Raw genomic sequence first — 17,694 nt, 5'->3', positions numbered from 1 at the left:
CTCAGGCCACCTCGAAGCCGTGGACATAGGGATCGGCGTCGTCCAGCAGGATGCGGTTGTAGCCGGTGAAGCGCGCCCAGCCCCGCACCGAGGGCACGATGGCCGGGTAATCGCCCACCCGCGTTTCCGCCAGCACGCGGCCGACGAACTGGCTGCCGATCAGGCTCTCGTGGATGAAATCCTCGCCGACGGCGAGCAGGCCGCGCGCGTGACGCTGAGCCAGCCGCGCCGAAGTACCGGTGCCGCAAGGCGAGCGGTCCAGCGCGGACTCACCGTACAACACCGCGTTGGCCGCGCTGGAGCCGGCGTTCTTGGCCGCGCCGGTCCACTGGCAATGACGGACGCCGCGGATATTGGGGTCCAGCGGATGGACGATGTCGTAATGCCGGTTCAGGTATTCGCGCAGTTCGCGCCCCATCGCCACCAGCTGCGCCGGCGAGTAATCCGCCATATCGCGATAGCCCGGCTGCGCCTCGACGATGGGATAGAAATTGCCGCCGTAGGCGATGTCCACCCGCAAGCGCCCCAACGCGGACACCTCGGCCTCCACATCACGCAGGTAGAGGAAGGACGGCACATTGGTCAAGGTCACCGCGGCGACCTTGTCGCCCTCCATCCGGTACTCTGCCGCCACCTTGCCCGCCGGCGTGTCCAGATTCAGCACCCCGGGCGCGGCCGGCGTCACCAGACCGTGCTCCAGCGCCATGGTGACCACGCCTATGGTGCCGTGGCCGCACATCGGCAGGCAGCCGCTGGTCTCGATGTAAAGCACCGCGATGTCGCAATCCTCCCGCGTCGACGGATACAGAAAGGCGCCGGACATCTGCGCATGGCCGCGCGGCTCGAACATCAGCCCGGTGCGTATCCAGTCGTAGCGGCGGATGAAATCCAGCCGCCGCTCCGCCTGGGTCTCCCCTTCCAGCCGCGGACCGCCGTTCACCACCAGCCGCACCGGATTGCCGCAGGTATGGCCATCGAGACATTCGAATTCGCGCACCGCCATGTTCTTGCTCCTCGCTTGTGATGGGGCCACTCTAACCGCGCTCATTTTTGAATACAATTTTTGAGGCACTCAACAGACAAGCGCTTGCGATAATATTGCGTTACCTCATATGTGAAACAATTAATTTTACAATAAAATCAATGTGTTATTGTGTGTTGTTTTTTAATCACCTTGCATTGCAGCATCGCTACCAACTCAAAAACACCTTAAAAAATGGATGAAACCATGAATAATTGAATACAAAATTACAGCAAGCACGCCCATAATCCATGCCAAAACAAAGACTGGACGCGGCCATTGCCCGCCCTCCCCGCGCCTGTGATAATTTGAAAACTCCAACCGCCGATTTCGCCATGCCCCAAACCACCGTTCCGCGCCAAACCCTCACCGCCACCACCACCGACACGCTGCGCCAGCGCATCCTGCTGGGAGAGTGGCCGGCCGGCACCCAACTGCGCCAGGAGGCGCTGTCCAAGGAACTGGGCGTCAGCCGGGTGCCGCTGCGAGAGGCGCTGCGTCAACTGGAGGCGGAAGGATTGGTGGCCATCACCGAACGGCGCGGCGCGGTGATCGCCCAGCTGTCGCTGCCGGAAGTGCTGGAATTGCTGCGGGTGAGAGTGCTGCTGGAATGCGATATGTTGCTGGAGGCGGTGCCGCGGCAGACCCAGGCGGATCTGGACGCGGCCGGCGCGCTGCTGGCGCAGTTCGAGGAGGCGCTGCGCCGACGGGATGTCGGCGCCTGGGGCATTCTGAATTCGCGCTTCCACCTAGCGCTGTACCAGGCGGCCGACCGGCCGCAAACCCTGGCGCTGATCGAACAGTTGCACAATCGCACCGATCGCTACACCCGGATGCAGATTCTGCTGACCAATTTCAGCGACCGCGCCCATCGCGAGCACAGCGAAATGCTCGAACTGTGCCGCCGCAAGGACGCGGTCAGCGCCGCCGCCTTCCTGAGACAACACATTCTGAACGCGGAAGAAGCCCTGGAGGCCTGGCACCAGGAGCATCAAGGCGAAAACGGCCGCGGCGCGCGCAAGCCGGCCTGAATACCGCCCACCAAGCGCGGCAAGCACTTGGTTTCAAACAGAAAAGTCTTTAGACACACTATATCCAATGGCTAAAATAATGATGATGACATCAGCTTTCTAGCCATTTGATCATAATCAAATAATGCACAGTTTTGAAAATGCTATACGCATTAAAATAACAGAAAAATACATTATTCCAACGGTCTAGTTACGCGCAAAAGCCAATCAAGTCATTGTTTTTCAAAAATAAACACAAGACAAACGCCCGCCAATCCCCTGCTGTGCCCGCCAATCTGTATACATCTGATCACAGCAATCTGTACATTGCCTGTACCCATACAATGCGATAACAATGCTTGCGACAATTAAAAAGCGATTCATCATAATTAGGCTACGGCAATCGCCAAATAGCCTGATTGTCTGACCATAGTCAGGCGTGACCAAATCGCTCGCCGCCGGAAGCGACTGTCCACTCCGCGCTCCATCCGGCGCTCCCTTATCGTGTCAGTAGAACCAAAACGAGCTATTTCGATGCCAAATTTAGACAGAAAATATGACATTCAGAAATTGAATGAAGATCAAATCGCCATCAACATCAATGGCAACACCGTCGCCGCCGCGCAGGGCGAGACCGTGCTCAGCGTGCTCAACGCCGTCGGCTTGCGCCGCGTCAGCCGCAACGACAGCCAGCAAAGCATGGGTTCCTATTGCGGCATGGGCGTCTGCCATTGCTGCCTGGTGCGCATCGACGGCCGCTACAAGCGCCGCGCCTGCCAGACCGTGGTGCAGCCCGGCATGACCGTGGAAACCGCGGCCAATCGCATCGAACTGGAGGGCCTGCAATGAGCGCGCGTCCCATCATCGTCGGCGGCGGCCCCGCCGGCATGGCCGCGGCCATCGAGCTGGTCAAGCACGGCCTGCCCTGCACGCTGATAGACGAAGCCTCGCGCCTGGGCGGCGTGGTTTACCGCGGCCCGCTGCGCCAGGGCGTGACCCTGGACTATTTGGGCGAGCGCTACCGCGACGCCATGCAGGCGCTGCACGCGCAGTTCGCCGAAGTCAGCCACGCGGTGGAGATCAAACTGAACACCCGCGTCGTCGGCGGCGAAGCCGGCCAGTGGCTGTACGCGCTGAATGAACAGGAAAAAGTCGAAAAGATCGACTTTGAACAATTGCTGCTGTCCGCCGGCTGCCACGAACGCAGCGTGCCCTTCCCCGGCTGGACCCTGCCCGGCGTGATCATGCTGGGCGGCCTACAATTGCAGATCAAGAGCGGCGTGGTCAAGCCGCTGGGCCGCACCACCATCGTCGGCACCGGTCCCCTGCTGCCGCTGGTGGCCTGTCAATTGCATCGCGCCGGCGCCGACGTTCAGGGCGTCTACGAAGCCAGTTCCTTCGGCCGCATCGCCAAGGAAACCCTGGCCATGCTGAACAAGCCGCAGCTGTTCCTGGACGGCCTGAGCATGCTGGCCTACCTGAAACGCCACGGCGTGCCGCTGCACTACGGCTGGGGCGTAGTGGAGGCGAGCGGCCAGCAAGAGGTGCAGGAAGTCACCGTCGCGCCTTACGACGACAACTGGACGCCGGACCTGAACCGCGCGGTCAGCCTGGCCACGGAAACCCTGGCGGTGGGCTACGGCTTCATTCCGCGCACCCAGCTGACCCAGCAAATGGGCCTGCGCCACGCTTACGACGCCGACGGCTTCCTCAAGCCGGAAATCAACGGCTGGCAGCAAAGCAGCGAAGCCCACATCCACCTGGCCGGCGACATCGGCGGCCTGCGCGGCGGCGAAGCCGCCATGCTGAGCGGCCGCATCGCCGCCCAGTCCATCCTCAAGCAACGCGGCGCGATCAGCGCCGAACTGGCCGAGAAAAACCGCCAGCGCTACCTGACGGAACTGAAAACGGTGCTGCGCTTCCGCGTGGGCATAGACAGCTTCACCCAACGCGGCAGCGGACAGCTGACGCTGCCGCAGGAAGACACGGTGATCTGCCGCTGCGAGAACGCGCTGCGCAAAGACATCGACGCCGCGCTGGAACAAGGCGTGCAGGACTTGATCAGCCTGAAGATGCGCACCCGCGTCAGCATGGGCGATTGCCAGGGCAAGATGTGCGTCGGCTATTGCAGCGACCGCCTGCGCGAGCACACCGGCAAGGCGGACGTGGGCTGGATCCGCCCGCGCTTCCCGCTGGACCCCTTGCCGTTCTCCGCCTTCCAAACCGAAACCGAAGAGGCCTGACCATGAGCAGACAATACGACATCGTGATCGCCGGCGGCGGCGTGATCGGCGCCTCTTGCGCCTACCAGCTGTCCAAACGCAAAGACCTGAAAATCGCGCTGATCGACGCCAAGCGCCCCGGCAACGCCTCGCGCGCCTCGGCCGGCGGCCTGTGGGCGATCGGCGAATCGGTGGGCCTGGGCTGCGGCGTGATCTTCTTCCGCATGACCTCGGCCAAGAACAAGCGCGAGGCGGCCGGCGCCGCCATCGCCGTGGACGCCAGCACCCCGCACATCCTGCCGGAGTCCTTCTTCAATTTCGCGCTGGCCTCCAACGCGCTGTATCCGGCCCTGCATCAGGAGTTGATCGAAAACCACGGCATGGATTTCAAGTTCGAGGAAACCGGGCTGAAATTCGTGATTTACGACGAGGAAGACCAGCTCTACGCCGAACACATCGCCGCGCAGATTCCCCACCTGTCCGATCAGGTGCGCTGGGTGGACCAGGCCCAACTGCGTGAAAACGAGCCCTACATCAGCCACGAGGCCACCGGCGCGCTGGAATTCCTGTGCGACCACCAGGTCAGCCCCTTCCGCCTGACCGACGCCTATACCGAGGCCGCGCGCCAGAACGGCGTCGACGTGTTCTTCAACACCAATGTCACCGGCGTGCTCAAGCAAGGCTCGCGCGTCACCGGCGTGCGGACGCTGGAAGCCGGCGAATTCCACTGCCACACCCTGATCAACGCCGCCGGCTCCTGGGCCGCCGAGTTGAGCCAATGGGCGACCGGCGTCGATATTCCGGTCAAACCGGTCAAGGGCCAGATCGTGCTGTCGGAAAAGATGCCCAAGCTGTTGCGCGGCTGCATCACCACCAGCGATTGCTATATCGCGCAGAAGGACAACGGCGAAATCCTGATCGGCAGCACCACGGAGGACAAGGGCTTCGACGTCAGCAACACCTATCCGGAAATCGCCGGCCTGGTCAAAGGCGCGATCCGCTGCCTGCCGGAGATGAAGAACATCAACATCAAGCGTTGCTGGGCCGGCTTGCGCCCCGGCTCCCCGGACGAGCTGCCCATCCTCGGGCCGATGCAGGGCGTGGACGGCTATCTGAACGCCTGCGGTCACTTCCGCACCGGCATTCTGACCTCGGCCATCACCGGCGTGATGCTGGACGCGCTGGTGCGCGGCGAAACGCCGCCGCTGGACGTGACGCCCTTCCTGGCCGACCGCTTCAACGCCCCGGCCGCCAAGCCGACGGTGCAGGAAGCCGTCGAACTGGCGCTCTCCTAAACCAGCGACGGCCCGTCGCTCCCGCGGCGGGCCGTCCCACTGATTCAGATGTTCCTCTGTTACAGGCCGGCTAGTCCGGCCTGCTTTTTTTCCCCGCCGCGCCCACCCTCTTAGAACCTGTTTACGATCTCGCGAGCTAGAGCGAGACAAGGCGAAAACAGCTGAGAAAGCGGAATGTACAGAGGGTACATGAGCATTTCGAAGCGGTACTCACCGTGTCACATTTCACGACGCGCAGCAGATCGTAAACAGGTTCTTACTGGCCTACGCCGCGGCGCTCGTACACCGCCTGCGCCAAGGTGCCCAGGTCGACGTACTCCAGCTCTCCGCCCACCGGCATGCCGCGCGCGATGCGCGTCACTTTGAGGCCGCGTTCCTTCAGCAGCTCGGCGATCATATGCGCGGTGACCTCGCCCTCGGCGGTGAAATTGGTGGCGATGATCACCTCCTCCACCGCGCCGTCCGCCGCCCTCACCAGCAGCTTGTCCAGATTGATGTCGCGCGGGCCGACATTGTCCAACGGCGAGATGCGGCCCATCAGCACGAAATACAGGCCGTCGAAGCATTTGGCCTGCTCCAGCGTCAGCAGATCCGCCGGCATCTCCACCACGCACAGCAAATCCTGCCGGCGCTCCTCGTCGGCGCAGATCGGACACAGCGGCGTTTCGCTGAAGGTGTTGCAGCGTTCGCAGTGGGTCAATTGGGTCAGCGCGCGGTCCAGCGCGCGCGCCAGCTTGTCCGCGCCCTTCTTGTCGCGCTGCAACAGGTGGAAGGCCATCCGTTGCGCGGTCTTGGGTCCGACCCCCGGCAACACTTTCAGGGCGGAAATCAGATGGTCTAGAGCGGGAGGATTCTTCATCGCTTTCACAATCGGGAAAAACGGCGGCGCAGACGCGCGTGCCGCCAGGCGAAAACCAGGCGGAAAATGCCGTAATGCAGTGTCAACAAGCAGGGCGCGCGCGGCGCGAAGCCGATGCGGTCCACCACTTCGCAGCCGCCGGGCAAGGCGCGCACTCTCCGCCGGTGCAGCCAGCGCCGCTGGGTCAGCATGGTGGAGCGCTCGTCGAAGGCGCCCGGCTCCAGCCGCGTCAGCTCCAAGTCGTCGCATTCCACCGGCAACAGGCCGAACAGCAGAATCCGGCACGGTCCGATGCGCATCGGCGGCCTCAAGCCGTCGGGCAGCTCGCCGCCCGGCAAGCGCATGCGGAGCCAGGGCCCGAGCTCGTCGTTGATGCCAGCGGCGCTGGCGGCGTGCGCCCACACCCTGTCGGCGTCGGCGCGCAGCCGGCTGCGCACGGTGAAATGAGCGAATCCGCGCATGGCTACCTCGGAAACAACGTAAAAATGGCTCGGCGCGCGCCGAGCCATCCGGATGCCGAAACCGATGCGATCAGAACGGCAGCTTCATGCCGGCCGGCAGGTTCAGGCCGGCGGAGAAACCGGACATCTTTTCCTGAGTGGTGGCTTCCACCTTGCGCACCGCGTCGTTGAACGCGGCGGCGATCAGGTCTTCCAGCATTTCCTTGTCTTCCTTGGCGTCGTCCAGCAGGCTGTCGTCCAGGCTGACGCGCTTGACGTCGTGAGAGCAGGTCATCACCACCTTGACCATGCCGGCGCCGGATTGGCCTTCCACTTCCACCGTGGCCAGTTCTTCCTGCGCCTTTTTCATATTGTCTTGCATTTGCTGGGCCTGCTTCATCAGGCCGGCGATACCACCTTTGCCAAACATAATCGTTTCACTCCTTCACGGGTTGAATGGTTTCGATGAGCAGCGTCGCGTCGAATTCGCGCACCATTTGCTGCACCACCGGATCGTTTTTCATATTCTCGCGCGCGATGTCCAACTGCTCCTGCCGATGGCGGGCGTCTTTCATCGCCGGCGTCTCCAGGCCCAGCTCTTCCACCGTCACCGCCAATTCCACCGGCCGGCCGAAGCGCTCGCTCAAGGCGAGCTTGAGCTTGTCCTGGTAATCGCGGCTGGTCATGTGGCGGAAGCTCTCCGGCACCGCCAGCGCCAGGCGTTCCTGGTCCCAGTCCTTCAATACCGCATTATGGGCCAGCATGCGCGCCGCGCCCAGCTTGACGCCCAGTTCGGTCACCAGCGCCTGCCAGTCGCCGTCGAAGCGATAGTCGGCCGGCTCCTCCGGCGGCGCCTGCAAATAGGACGGCATCTCCTCGTCCGCCGCCGCGCCCTGATCCCAGGGCACCTCGTCGGGACTGACGTCGCCGTCGTCCGACGCGTCTTCCTCCTCGGGCTCCGGCTCGGGCGGCGGCGCGGCTTGACGGACCAGCGCGGCCGGCGCAGGCGGCCTGGCTTCGGGCGCGGCAGGCTCGGGTTCGGGTTCCGCCGCCGGCGCGCTGTCCTGAACCGGCTGCGGCGCGGATTGCCGCGGCGCCGGCGAACTCAGACCGGCGGCCTGCAAGGCCCGCGCGGCCGGCGAAATGCCTCCCGGCGCGGCCGGGACCGGCTGCGCTTGCGGCGGCTGCGGGCGAGCCGGCGCGCCGGCGGCCGGGCGCGGAGGCGCGGCTTCGGCCCGGGCGTTGGCCGGATGGAAGGCCAGCATGCGCAGCAGGGTCATATTGAAACCGGCGTGCTCGTCCGGCGCCAGCGCCAGGTCTTTGCGGCCGTGGATGGCGATCTGGTAATACAGCTGCACGTCCTGCGGCGCGATGGCGTCCGCCAGCGCCTGCAGCGCGTCGCGCTCCGGCTCGTCCTGGGCAACCGCCTGCGGCACGGTCTGCATCAGCGCCAGCTGCTGCAACAAGACCGCCAGTTCGCTCAAAGCGCCTTCGAAGCTGACCCCGCGCTCGGCCAGGCCGTCGGCCTCGGCCATCAGCTGCGGGCCGTCGCCGGCGGCCAAGGCCTGCAGCAAGGCGAACAGATAGCGGCGGTCCACCGCGCCCAGCATCGCGCGCACGCCGTCTTCCTTCACCTCGCCCAGACCGTAGGCGATGGCCTGGTCCAGCAGCGATTGCGCGTCGCGCATCGAACCGGAGGCGGCGCGGCCCAGCAAGGCCAGCGCCGGCGTCTCGTAGGCGATGCCTTCCACGTCCAGCATGTGGGCCAGATGGCCGGCCACTTGCTGCGGCGTCATATTGCGCAAGGAGAACTGCAGACAGCGGCTCAACACCGTGACCGGCACTTTCTGCGGATCGGTGGTGGCCAGAATGAATTTGACGTGGGCCGGCGGCTCCTCCAGCGTCTTCAGCATCGCGTTGAAGGCGCTCTTGGACAGCATGTGCACTTCGTCGATGATGTAGACCTTGAAGCGGCCGGACGTCGGCGCGTACTGGGCGTTTTCCAGCACTTCGCGGATATTGTCGATGCCGGTGTTGGACGCGGCGTCGATCTCCAGCAGATCGACGAAGCGGCCGGTGTCGATCTGACGACAGGCCGAACATTCGCCGCAGGGTTCGGCGGTGGTGCCGGTTTCGCAGTTCAGGCTCTTGGCCAGAATCCGGGCGATGGTGGTCTTGCCCACCCCGCGCGTCCCCGTCAGCAGATAAGCGTGATGCAGACGCTGTTCTTTGAGGGCGTTGGTCAAGGCGCGCACCACGTGCTCCTGGCCGACCAGATCGGCAAAGCGCTTGGGACGCCACTTACGGGCAAGGACTTGATAGCTCATGGGGGCGGATTTTAATGGCAATTGCCGCGCGTGGCGACAGGTTTCGCGCCGCCGCGGCGGGCGGCGCGCGGCGTCACGGCTGGGCCGCGGCCTGGCCCGCCAGATAGCGCTGGCGCAGCTGATCCGCGATTTCCTGCACCGCCTTGGCGTACAGCGTGCTGCGGTTGTAGCGAGTGATCACGAAGAAGTTGTTGAGGCCCAGCCAGTATTCGGTGACGCCGGGCGCCGTTTCCAGCGGCACCAGCACCGCCGGCACGTCGTCGGCCACCGGCGACTGCGGCGTCACGCCCATTTTCTTCAGCTCGCCCACGGTGTAGTGCAGATTGAATTTGTCGGCGATCAGCTGATCGATCTGCGGCCCCGGCTGCACGCTGGCCGGCAGGATCACGTCGTCGCCGTGGCGCCAGCCGTGGCGCTGGAAGTAATTGGCCACGCTGCCGATCGCGTCGTCCGGATCGCTCCAGATGTCGCGGTGGCCGCTGCCGTCGAAATCCACCGCCCATTTGCGGAAGCTGGACGGCATGAACTGCGGCCAGCCCATCGCGCCGGCGTAGGAGCCCTTCAGCGTCAGCGGGTCCTTGCCCTCCTCCTTGGCCAGCAGCAGGAACTCGGTCAGCTCCTTGCGGAAGAATTCCGCGCGGCGCGGGTAATCAAAGCCTATGGTGGACAAGGCGTCCACCAGGCGGAACGATCCGGTGTTGCGGCCGTAATGGGACTCCACGCCCAGGATGGCGACGATGAGCTCGGGCGCCACGCCGTATTGCTGCTCGGCCCGCGTCAGCGCGGCCGCGTTGGCGCGCCAGAACGCCACGCCGTCGGCAATGGTCTTTTCCCCCACCGTGGAATTGCGGAACTGATACCAGGGGCGCGAGGTGGACGGCTTGTCCAGAATCTTGATGATGTTGGGCTTGAGTTCGACATTGGCGAACACCGCCTCCAGCTCCGGGCGGTTGAACTGGCCGCCGGCCACTTGCTCGTCGATGTAGCGCTGCACGTCCGGACGCGCCAGAAAGGCCGCGTCGGCCTGCGCCAGCTGGAAGGAGAACAGAGCCGCCAACGGGGCCAGTTTAAGCAAAGATTTCATGGGCTGGTTTCTGAATAAGCGTTTTTGACTTAGCCGCGCTCCTCGAAGAACGCGGCGCGAAAACTATAGCCGCAGACCTCGCGTCAAGCCTTGCGGCGGCCAAAACCGGCGCACGGCCGGCGCACGGGCGTTAGGCCCGGAACGACAAGGCGCTGGACACCAGGCGCGCGGTAATGTCGACGATAGGGATCACCCGCTCGTAAGCCATCCGGGTGGGACCGACCACGCCCAGCGCGCCGACCACCTGGCCGTTGATCCGGTAAGGCGCGGTCACCACCGAGCATTCGTCCAGCGTCATCACGCCAGACTCCTCGCCGATGAAAATGTTCACGCCCTGCGCTTCCCGCCCCTGGTTCAGCAGCTTTAGCAGCTCGGTCTTGCGTTCGAACACGCTGAACAACTGACGCAGCCGCGACAAGTCCTCGGACAGGTCGCTCACCTCCAGCAGCCGGCTGCCGCCGGCCACCACCACCGCGGCGCTGCTGGCCGCCATCGAGCTCTGCCCCAGGCGGATCGCCGCCGACATCAATTCGGCGATGTCGCCCTGCAGCTGGCGCAACTCGTCCGCCACCCGGCTGGCGATACGATCCAGCCCCTGGCCGGCGTAATGCTGGTTGATGAAATTGCCGGCCTCTATCAATTCCGACGGCGTGTAATCGCGTTCGGTGGTCAGCAGATGGTTCTGCACGTCCCCGTCCAACGTCACCAAGATCATCAGCACCCGCCGCTCGGACAGGCGCAGGAATTCGATCTGGCGAAAGGCGATGTCGGAGCGCTGCGGCGTGACGATCACGCCGGCGAAATGCGTCAGCTCGGACAGCAAGGAGGACGCGGACTGGGCGATGCGCTGCGGGCTGTCCGGCTGCAGATTCAGTTCCAGCTCGTGCAGCGCCGCCTCTTCCAAAGGCCGGATGGTGAGCAGACGATCGACGAACATGCGGTAGCCGCGCGCGGTGGGCACCCGGCCGGCCGAGGTGTGCGGCGCCGCGATCAGCCCCATCGCCTCCAGCTCCGCCAGCACATTGCGGATGGACGCGGACGACAGCTCGACGCCGGGCAGCATGGACAGGGTTTTGGACCCCACCGGCTGGCCGTCGACGATGTAGCGTTCGATCAGGACCTTGAGCAGGTGTTGCGCGCGTTCGTTCATCATGATGGCTTCATTGTACACAGGGTGGACACTTGTAAAAGTGGTCGCAATCACAACTTTTTCAAGCGAGATCGCGGTTTCCCGTCCCGAAGGACGGTATCGCCGGCAAGCGGCTCTGCCGTTGGCCAAGGCTTTATGAGATAATCGACGGCATCTTTTCGGCTATCGGCGCGGCAAGCGCGAGCGCGACGGGGCAAGCCCGCCGGCGCCGCGCAAACCCCTGTCCGGCATCGGGTTTTCCCCGCCGCCATGGACACGGCTCGCCGCTGGCCGAGCATTCATTTTGTTTAGCGCCCCCCACACTGGAGACAGCATGGCATCCGAAGACAAGAGCAAAGCGTTGGCCGCGGCCCTTGCCCAAATTGAAAAACAGTTTGGCAAGGGTTCGATCATGCGCATGAGCGACAACCAGATCAACGAAAACCTGCAAGTGGTCTCCACCGGCTCGCTGAGTCTGGACCTGGCGCTGGGCGTCGGCGGCCTGCCGCGCGGCCGCGTGGTGGAAATCTACGGCCCGGAGTCGTCCGGTAAAACCACCCTGTGTCTGCAAGCGGTGGCCGAGATGCAAAAATTGGGCGGCACCTGCGCCTACATCGACGCGGAAAACGCGCTGGACCCGCAATATGCGCAAAAGCTGGGCGTCAAGGTCGACGACCTGCTGATCTCGCAGCCGGACACCGGCGAGCAGGCGCTGGAAATCTGCGACATGCTGGTGCGCTCCAGCGGCGTCGATCTGATCGTGATCGACTCGGTGGCCGCCTTGGTGCCCAAGGCTGAAATCGAAGGCGAGATGGGCGACAGCCACGTGGGCCTGCAAGCCCGCCTGATGAGCCAGGCGCTGCGCAAGCTGACCGGCAACATCAAGCGCACCAACACCCTGGTGATCTTCATCAACCAGATCCGCATGAAGATCGGCGTGATGTTCGGCAACCCGGAAACCACCACCGGCGGCAACGCGCTGAAGTTCTACGCCTCCGTGCGCCTGGACATCCGCCGCACCGGCGGCATCAAGAAGGGCGAGGAAGTGATCGGCAACGACACCCGCGTCAAAGTGGTGAAGAACAAGGTGTCGCCGCCGTTCCGCCAGGCCGATTTCGAAATCCTGTACGGCGAGGGCATCTCCCGTCAGGGCGAGATCATCGAACTGGGCGTCAAGCACGGCTTCATCGACAAATCCGGCGCCTGGTACGCCTACAACGGCCAGAAGATCGGCCAGGGCAAGGACAACACCCGCGAATGGCTGAAGTCCAACCCGGAAATCGCCGCTGAAGTGGAGCGCAAGATCCGCGACGCGGTGGGCATCAAAGTGGAAATCACCGAAGGCCAGCCGGACGAAGAGTTCGCCGACGACGCGCTCGACGCCTGATTCCCTGAATGGAAAAAAGCCTGAGGGCGCGAGCCGTCGATCTCCTGTCCCGCCGCGAATACACGCGGCGGGAGCTGGAGCGGCGGCTCGCTCCGTTTGCGGAGAGCCCGGAACAATTGACGGCCTTGCTGGATGATCTGGCCGAACACAGCTGGCAGTCCGATCAGCGTTTCGCCCAGCAGTTCGCCGACAGCAAGGGCCAGCGCTACGGCAGCCGCCGCCTGCAACAGGAAATGCGTCAACGCGGCGTGGACGCCGAACTGATCCGCGACACCTTGCAAGGCCGCGACGACCTTGCCGCCGCCCAGGCGCAATGGCGGAAGAAGTTCGGCCAGCTGCCGGACACGCCGCAGGAGCGCGCGCGCCAGATCCGCTTTCTGGCCGGACGCGGCTTCCCGATGTCCGTGATCGGCAAGGTGCTCAGCGGCACCGCCGACGACGACTTTTCCGCCGACGAGGACTGAGCATGCAAACGCGCGGCATCGCCACCCATATCGACATAGACGCCGCGCCGTCCGCGGTCTGGCGCGTGCTGTGCGACTGGGCAGCCTACCCGGAATGGAACCCCTTCATCGTCGGCCTGCACGGCCGCCAGCAGATAGGGTCTCGCCTGGTGGTCAGCGTCCATCCGCCCGGCCGGCCGCGGCTGACCTTCCGCCCGCGGCTGGAAGTCTTGCAAACGGCGGAGGAGCTGGTGTGGCTGGGGCGCGCGCTGCTGCCCGGCCTGCTGGACGGCCGCCACAGTTTTCGCCTGGAAGCGCTGGAAAACGGCGGCACCCGCCTGCATCACGGCGAAACTTTCAGCGGCCTCTTGCTGCCGCTGTTCGGCCAGACGCTGCTGGCCGACACGCGCAAGGGTTTCGAATTGATGAACCAGGCGCTCAAGCGCCGCGCCGAAACCCTTGCCAGCGCCGGCGCGGCTTGACACAATCAGCTGTCCGCGCCGCTCTGGGTTCAAGCCCCCAAAGCGGCCCAGAATTCGCAATCTTACGAAATCAAACATGAAAACCTCTGAAATTCGCCAGAAATTCCTGGATTTCTTTGCCGGCAAAAACCATCAGGTGGTGCCCTCCAGCAGCCTGATCCCCGGCAACGACCCCACGCTGATGTTCACCGTCGCCGGCATGGTGCAGTTCAAGGACGTGTTCCTGGGCTTTGAAAAACGCGATTACACCCGCGCCACCACCAGCCAGAAATGTCTGCGCGCCGGCGGCAAGCACAACGACCTGGAAAACGTCGGCTACACCGCGCGCCACCACACCTTCTTCGAAATGCTGGGCAACTTCAGCTTCGGCGATTACTTCAAGCAGGACGCCATCACCTTCGCCTGGGAATTCCTGACCGGCGAGCAATGGCTGAACCTGCCCAAGGACAAGCTGCTGGTCACCGTCTACGCCTCCGACGACGAAGCCTACGACATCTGGCACAAGAGCGTGGGCCTGCCGGCCGACAAGATCATCCGCATCGGCGACAACAAGGGCGCGCCGTACGCCTCCGACAACTTCTGGACCATGGGCGACACCGGCCCCTGCGGCCCCTGCACCGAGATCTTCTACGACCACGGCCCGAGCGTGGCCGGCGGCCCTCCGGGCAGCCCGGATGAAGACGGCGACCGCTTCATGGAAATCTGGAACAACGTGTTCATGCAGTTCAACCGCGACGAGTCCGGCACCCTGCATCCGCTGCCCAAGCCGTCGGTCGACACCGGCATGGGTCTGGAACGCCTGTCCACCGTGCTGCAACACGTCAAGTCCAACTACGAGACCGACGCGCTGGCCTGCCTGGTGCGCGCCGCGGCGCGCGAAACCGGCATGGCCTACAGCCAGGACGTGCCGTCGCTCAAAGTGATCGCCGACCACATCCGGGCCTGTTGCTTCATGGTCGCCGACGGCATCTTGCCGTCCAACGAAGGCCGCGGCTACGTGCTGCGCCGCATCGCCCGCCGCGCCATCCGCCACGGCTACAAGCTGGGCCAGAAAGGCCTGTTCTTCCACAAGATCGTCGCCGACCTGGTGGCCGAGATGGGCGACGCCTATCCGGAACTGCGCGAGAAGCAGGCGCATATCGAAGACGCGCTGCGCGCCGAGGAGATCAAGTTCGCCGAGACGCTGGAAATCGGCATGGGCCTGGTGGACTCCGCGCTGGAAGGCGGCAAGACCAAGCTTGACGGCGACACCATCTTCAAGCTCTACGACACCTTCGGCTTCCCGGTGGACCTGACCGCCGACATCTGCCGCGAACGCGACATCCACGCCGATCTGGAAGGCTTCGAGCACGCGATGGAAGCGCAGCGGGAGCGCGGCCGCGCCGGCTCCAGCTTCAAGATGACCGGCAAGGTCAGCTACAGCGGCGCCGACACCTGCTTCCACGGCTATGATTCCGCCAGCACCGACGCCAAGGTCTTGGCGCTGTTCAAGGGCACCGAGGCCGTCGCCGCGCTGGAAGCCGGCGAAGAAGGCATCGTGGTGCTGGACGACACCCCCTTCTACGCCGAAGGCGGCGGCCAGGTCGGCGACGTGGGCGAGATTTCGCTGCAAGGCGGCATCGGCGCGCTGTTCGACGTCAACGACACCCAGAAGATCCAGGCCGCGGTGTTCGGCCACAAGGGCAAGCTGGCCCGCGGCCGTCTGGCCGTCGGCGACAGCGTGACCGCCACCATCGATCTGCACGCGCGCGCCGCCAGCGCCCGCAACCACTCCGCCACCCACCTCTTGCACGCGGCGCTGCGCCACGTGCTGGGCGACCATGTCGCGCAGAAGGGCTCGCTGGTGAATCCGGAGCGCACCCGCTTCGACTTCGCCCACGGCGAACCGGTCAGCGCAGAACAGATCGCCGAGCTGGAGCGCGTGGTCAACCGCGTGATCAGCCACAACTTGCCGGTCAAGGCCGAAGTGATGAGCATGGAAGCCGCGCAGAAATCCGGCGCGATGATGCTGTTCGGCGAAAAATACGGCGATGAAGTGCGCGTGCTGACCATGGGCGACTTCTCCGCCGAACTGTGCGGCGGCACCCATGTGCAGCGTACCGGCGACATCGGCCTGTTCAAGATCGTGGCGGAAAGCGGCGTCGCCGCCGGCGTGCGCCGCGTCGAAGCCGTCACCGGCGAAGGCGCCATCGCCCACATCCAGGCTCAGGACGCCCTGCTCAAAGAGGCGGCCGGCGCGCTGAAAGCGCAGACGCTGGACGAGGTGGCCGCCAAGATCGGCAGCCTGCAGGACAACGTCAAGACCCTGGAAAAAGAGCTGGCCAAACTCAAGGGCCAACTGGCCGCCTCCGCCGGCGACAGCCTGGCCGACGGCGCGGCCGACGTCAACGGCGTCAAGGTGCTGGCGGTGGAACTGCCGGGCGCGGACAACAACGCGCTGCGCGAAACCCTGGACAAGCTGAAGGACAAGCTGGGCTCCGCCGCCATCGTGCTGGCCGCCAAGGGCGACGGCAAAGTGGCGCTGGTGGCCGGCGTCACCGCCGACCTGACCTCCAAGCTCAAGGCGGGCGAACTGGTCAACTTCGTCGCCCAGCAAGTGGGCGGCAAGGGCGGCGGCCGTCCGGACATGGCCCAGGCCGGCGGCACCCAGCCGGAAAACCTGGCGGCGGCCTTGGCCGGCGTGCAGGCCTGGGTGGCGGCTAAGCTGTAAGAACGTGTTTGCGATCTCGCGGGCTAAGGCAAGACAAGGCGAAAACGTTTTCAACGCCGTATCGCCGACGCGCAGCAGATCGGAAACAGGTTCTAAGCCTCCCAACTCTCGTCAACAGACCGCGCCTGCTGCGCGGTCTTTTTTTGTCTTCCACGCCGTCGGCCTTGGCTGCCGCCGCTTTCTTGCTCCAGGTCAAGGGCATCAGGATTACGAAATACTAATATTGAGAGGCTTAATGATGGCTTCTCCTTTTGTTGTTTGCATTTCAGCCCTGCTCGCCTCTCCGATCAGGGCGTTTTTTTTGCGCGCGGCCATGAAAAAAGGCGGCCTGAGCCGCCCTGTCCCGTCATGCCGCGCCGCGGCTCACAACACCAGCTTGCCGCCTATCACCGCCAGCATCACCGCCAGCGCCGGCCGCAACCAGCCCTCCGCCAGCCGCCGCGTCAGCTTGCTGCCCAGCCAGATGCCGGGCAGGGAGCCCGCCAGCAGATTGAGCAAGAGCGTAAAATCCACATTGCCGAGCCCGGCGTGTCCCAGACCGGCCACCAGGGTCAAGGGCACCGCGTGGGCGATTTCGGTGCCCACCAGCCGCGAAGTCGGCAAGGCCGGATACAGCAGGAACAAGGCCAGGGTGCCCAGGGCCCCGGCGCCGATGGAACTGAGCGTGACCAAAACGCCCAACACCACGCCGGTGGCCACGGTCAAGCCTATCCGCGGCTCGAACGACGGGCTGGCCGCGCCGGCGCGGCCCAGCCAGCGCAAGAGCAAGGGTTTGCCCAGGATGGCCGCGGCGGTCAGCAGCAAGGCGACGCCCAGCACCAGCTTGAACAGGGTGTCCAGCATTTTTTCCGGCAGATGCAGATAGGACAGGCCGGCCAGCACCAGCAGGGCCGCCGGCACGCTGCCGGCGGTCAGCCAGCCGGCGATGCGCCAATCGACATGGCCTTGGCGATGATGCACCGTCACTCCGCCCATCTTGGTCAAGGCCGCGTATAAGAGATCCGTGCCCACCGCGGTGGCCGGAGAGATGCCGAACCACAGCAAGATGGGCGTCATCAGCGAACCTCCGCCCACGCCGGTCAGACCAACGATGAAGCCCACCGCCAAACCCGCGATCGCATACCCCCACTCCATAAAACCGCTCCTTGGCCGCGCCATTCGATAGCGGCATGCTACGCCAGTTTCATATAACGATTTATACCGTTTCGAAACAACATTATTCGAAAAGTGATTTACCTCAAAGACTTGCCCCGGACGCCCGCTCCATCATGCTGCGGTAACATCG

16 protein-coding genes are annotated in these 17,694 nt (G+C 64.4%); 8 read left to right on the top strand and 8 right to left on the bottom strand.

All coding sequences use genetic code 11. The annotated features are described in order from the left end of the window. Position 1 precedes the first annotated feature (1 nt). Positions 2-1,003, bottom strand: coding sequence for a 4-hydroxyproline epimerase (locus JC616_RS07145; protein WP_227107477.1), 1,002 nt, complete (start codon positions 1,001-1,003; stop codon positions 2-4). 353 nt (positions 1,004-1,356) lie between these two features. Here JC616_RS07145 and JC616_RS07140 point away from each other — a divergent pair, with 353 nt between their 5' ends. From JC616_RS07140 to hcnC, 4 genes are all read left to right on the top strand, one after another. Next, positions 1,357-2,052 carry a GntR family transcriptional regulator gene (locus JC616_RS07140; RefSeq protein ID WP_227107475.1) on the top strand — a complete coding sequence of 232 codons (696 nt, stop codon included), beginning with the start codon at positions 1,357-1,359 and terminating at the stop codon, positions 2,050-2,052. Between the two features lie 549 nt (positions 2,053-2,601). Further along, on the top strand, positions 2,602-2,880 hold the full coding sequence (locus JC616_RS07135) for a (2Fe-2S)-binding protein (RefSeq protein WP_304529379.1): 279 nt from the start codon (positions 2,602-2,604) through the stop codon (positions 2,878-2,880). Then, a complete protein-coding gene (locus tag JC616_RS07130; protein ID WP_107799019.1) occupies positions 2,877-4,274 on the top strand; it encodes an FAD/NAD(P)-dependent oxidoreductase in 1,398 nt (465 codons plus the stop codon). The genes JC616_RS07135 and JC616_RS07130 overlap by 4 nt, the downstream gene beginning before the upstream one ends. A gap of 2 nt (positions 4,275-4,276) precedes the next feature. Further along, positions 4,277-5,548, top strand: coding sequence for a cyanide-forming glycine dehydrogenase subunit HcnC (hcnC, locus tag JC616_RS07125; protein WP_107799018.1), 1,272 nt, complete (start codon positions 4,277-4,279; stop codon positions 5,546-5,548). Between the two features lie 256 nt (positions 5,549-5,804). Here hcnC and recR read toward each other — a convergent pair whose 3' ends face one another. From recR to hrcA, 6 genes are all read right to left on the bottom strand, one after another. Continuing rightward, a complete protein-coding gene (gene recR, locus JC616_RS07120) occupies positions 5,805-6,407 on the bottom strand; it encodes a recombination mediator RecR (RefSeq protein WP_048412399.1) in 603 nt (200 codons plus the stop codon). 5 nt (positions 6,408-6,412) lie between these two features. Further along, positions 6,413-6,868, bottom strand: a complete 456-nt coding sequence (locus JC616_RS07115; protein WP_227107473.1) for a hypothetical protein — start codon at positions 6,866-6,868, stop codon at positions 6,413-6,415. Positions 6,869-6,938: 70 nt separating this feature from the next. Beyond that, positions 6,939-7,277: a YbaB/EbfC family nucleoid-associated protein gene (locus JC616_RS07110; RefSeq protein WP_081547734.1), complete on the bottom strand. Its 339-nt coding sequence runs from the start codon at positions 7,275-7,277 to the stop codon at positions 6,939-6,941. 7 nt (positions 7,278-7,284) lie between these two features. Next, entirely contained in the window at positions 7,285-9,174 is a 1,890-nt protein-coding gene (gene dnaX, locus JC616_RS07105; RefSeq protein WP_227107471.1) for a DNA polymerase III subunit gamma/tau, read from the bottom strand. Between the two features lie 73 nt (positions 9,175-9,247). Next, a complete protein-coding gene (mltB, locus tag JC616_RS07100) occupies positions 9,248-10,258 on the bottom strand; it encodes a lytic murein transglycosylase B (protein WP_227107469.1) in 1,011 nt (336 codons plus the stop codon). A gap of 130 nt (positions 10,259-10,388) precedes the next feature. Next, positions 10,389-11,411: a heat-inducible transcriptional repressor HrcA gene (gene hrcA, locus JC616_RS07095; RefSeq protein ID WP_107799013.1), complete on the bottom strand. Its 1,023-nt coding sequence runs from the start codon at positions 11,409-11,411 to the stop codon at positions 10,389-10,391. Positions 11,412-11,721: 310 nt separating this feature from the next. Here hrcA and recA point away from each other — a divergent pair, with 310 nt between their 5' ends. From recA to alaS, 4 genes are all read left to right on the top strand, one after another. Continuing rightward, positions 11,722-12,774, top strand: a complete 1,053-nt coding sequence (gene recA / locus JC616_RS07090) for a recombinase RecA (protein ID WP_043591738.1) — start codon at positions 11,722-11,724, stop codon at positions 12,772-12,774. 8 nt (positions 12,775-12,782) lie between these two features. Next, positions 12,783-13,238, top strand: a complete 456-nt coding sequence (recX, locus tag JC616_RS07085; RefSeq protein WP_227107467.1) for a recombination regulator RecX — start codon at positions 12,783-12,785, stop codon at positions 13,236-13,238. A 2-nt stretch (positions 13,239-13,240) separates the two neighbouring features. Further along, positions 13,241-13,699, top strand: a complete 459-nt coding sequence (locus tag JC616_RS07080) for an SRPBCC domain-containing protein (RefSeq protein ID WP_227107464.1) — start codon at positions 13,241-13,243, stop codon at positions 13,697-13,699. A 76-nt stretch (positions 13,700-13,775) separates the two neighbouring features. Beyond that, a complete protein-coding gene (alaS, locus tag JC616_RS07075; RefSeq protein WP_227107462.1) occupies positions 13,776-16,409 on the top strand; it encodes an alanine--tRNA ligase in 2,634 nt (877 codons plus the stop codon). A gap of 363 nt (positions 16,410-16,772) precedes the next feature. On the opposite strand, the gene JC616_RS07070 is transcribed toward alaS, so the two are convergent. Then, entirely contained in the window at positions 16,773-17,543 is a 771-nt protein-coding gene (locus JC616_RS07070; protein WP_227107460.1) for a sulfite exporter TauE/SafE family protein, read from the bottom strand. Positions 17,544-17,694: the final 151 nt, after the last annotated feature.

The sequence above is a fragment of the Chromobacterium rhizoryzae genome (assembly GCF_020544465.1).
Lineage (GTDB): Bacteria > Pseudomonadota > Gammaproteobacteria > Burkholderiales > Chromobacteriaceae > Chromobacterium.
Note: the sequence above shows the minus strand (reverse complement) of the source record. Positions and strands in the feature narration are given on the sequence as shown.

Bases quoted from the DNA above. Each gene is read 5' to 3' on its own strand.
- JC616_RS07145 (WP_227107477.1), bottom strand. From the start codon at position 1,003: ATGGCGGTGCGCGAATTCGAATGTCTCGATGGCCATACCTGCGGCAAT.
- JC616_RS07140 (WP_227107475.1), top strand. From the start codon at position 1,357: ATGCCCCAAACCACCGTTCCGCGCCAAACCCTCACCGCCACCACCACC.
- JC616_RS07130 (WP_107799019.1), top strand. From the start codon at position 2,877: ATGAGCGCGCGTCCCATCATCGTCGGCGGCGGCCCCGCCGGCATGGCC.
- hcnC (WP_107799018.1), top strand. From the start codon at position 4,277: ATGAGCAGACAATACGACATCGTGATCGCCGGCGGCGGCGTGATCGGC.
- recR (WP_048412399.1), bottom strand. From the start codon at position 6,407: ATGAAGAATCCTCCCGCTCTAGACCATCTGATTTCCGCCCTGAAAGTG.
- JC616_RS07115 (WP_227107473.1), bottom strand. From the start codon at position 6,868: ATGCGCGGATTCGCTCATTTCACCGTGCGCAGCCGGCTGCGCGCCGAC.
- JC616_RS07110 (WP_081547734.1), bottom strand. From the start codon at position 7,277: ATGTTTGGCAAAGGTGGTATCGCCGGCCTGATGAAGCAGGCCCAGCAA.
- dnaX (WP_227107471.1), bottom strand. From the start codon at position 9,174: ATGAGCTATCAAGTCCTTGCCCGTAAGTGGCGTCCCAAGCGCTTTGCC.
- mltB (WP_227107469.1), bottom strand. From the start codon at position 10,258: ATGAAATCTTTGCTTAAACTGGCCCCGTTGGCGGCTCTGTTCTCCTTC.
- hrcA (WP_107799013.1), bottom strand. From the start codon at position 11,411: ATGATGAACGAACGCGCGCAACACCTGCTCAAGGTCCTGATCGAACGC.
- recA (WP_043591738.1), top strand. From the start codon at position 11,722: ATGGCATCCGAAGACAAGAGCAAAGCGTTGGCCGCGGCCCTTGCCCAA.
- recX (WP_227107467.1), top strand. From the start codon at position 12,783: ATGGAAAAAAGCCTGAGGGCGCGAGCCGTCGATCTCCTGTCCCGCCGC.
- JC616_RS07080 (WP_227107464.1), top strand. From the start codon at position 13,241: ATGCAAACGCGCGGCATCGCCACCCATATCGACATAGACGCCGCGCCG.
- alaS (WP_227107462.1), top strand. From the start codon at position 13,776: ATGAAAACCTCTGAAATTCGCCAGAAATTCCTGGATTTCTTTGCCGGC.
- JC616_RS07070 (WP_227107460.1), bottom strand. From the start codon at position 17,543: ATGGAGTGGGGGTATGCGATCGCGGGTTTGGCGGTGGGCTTCATCGTT.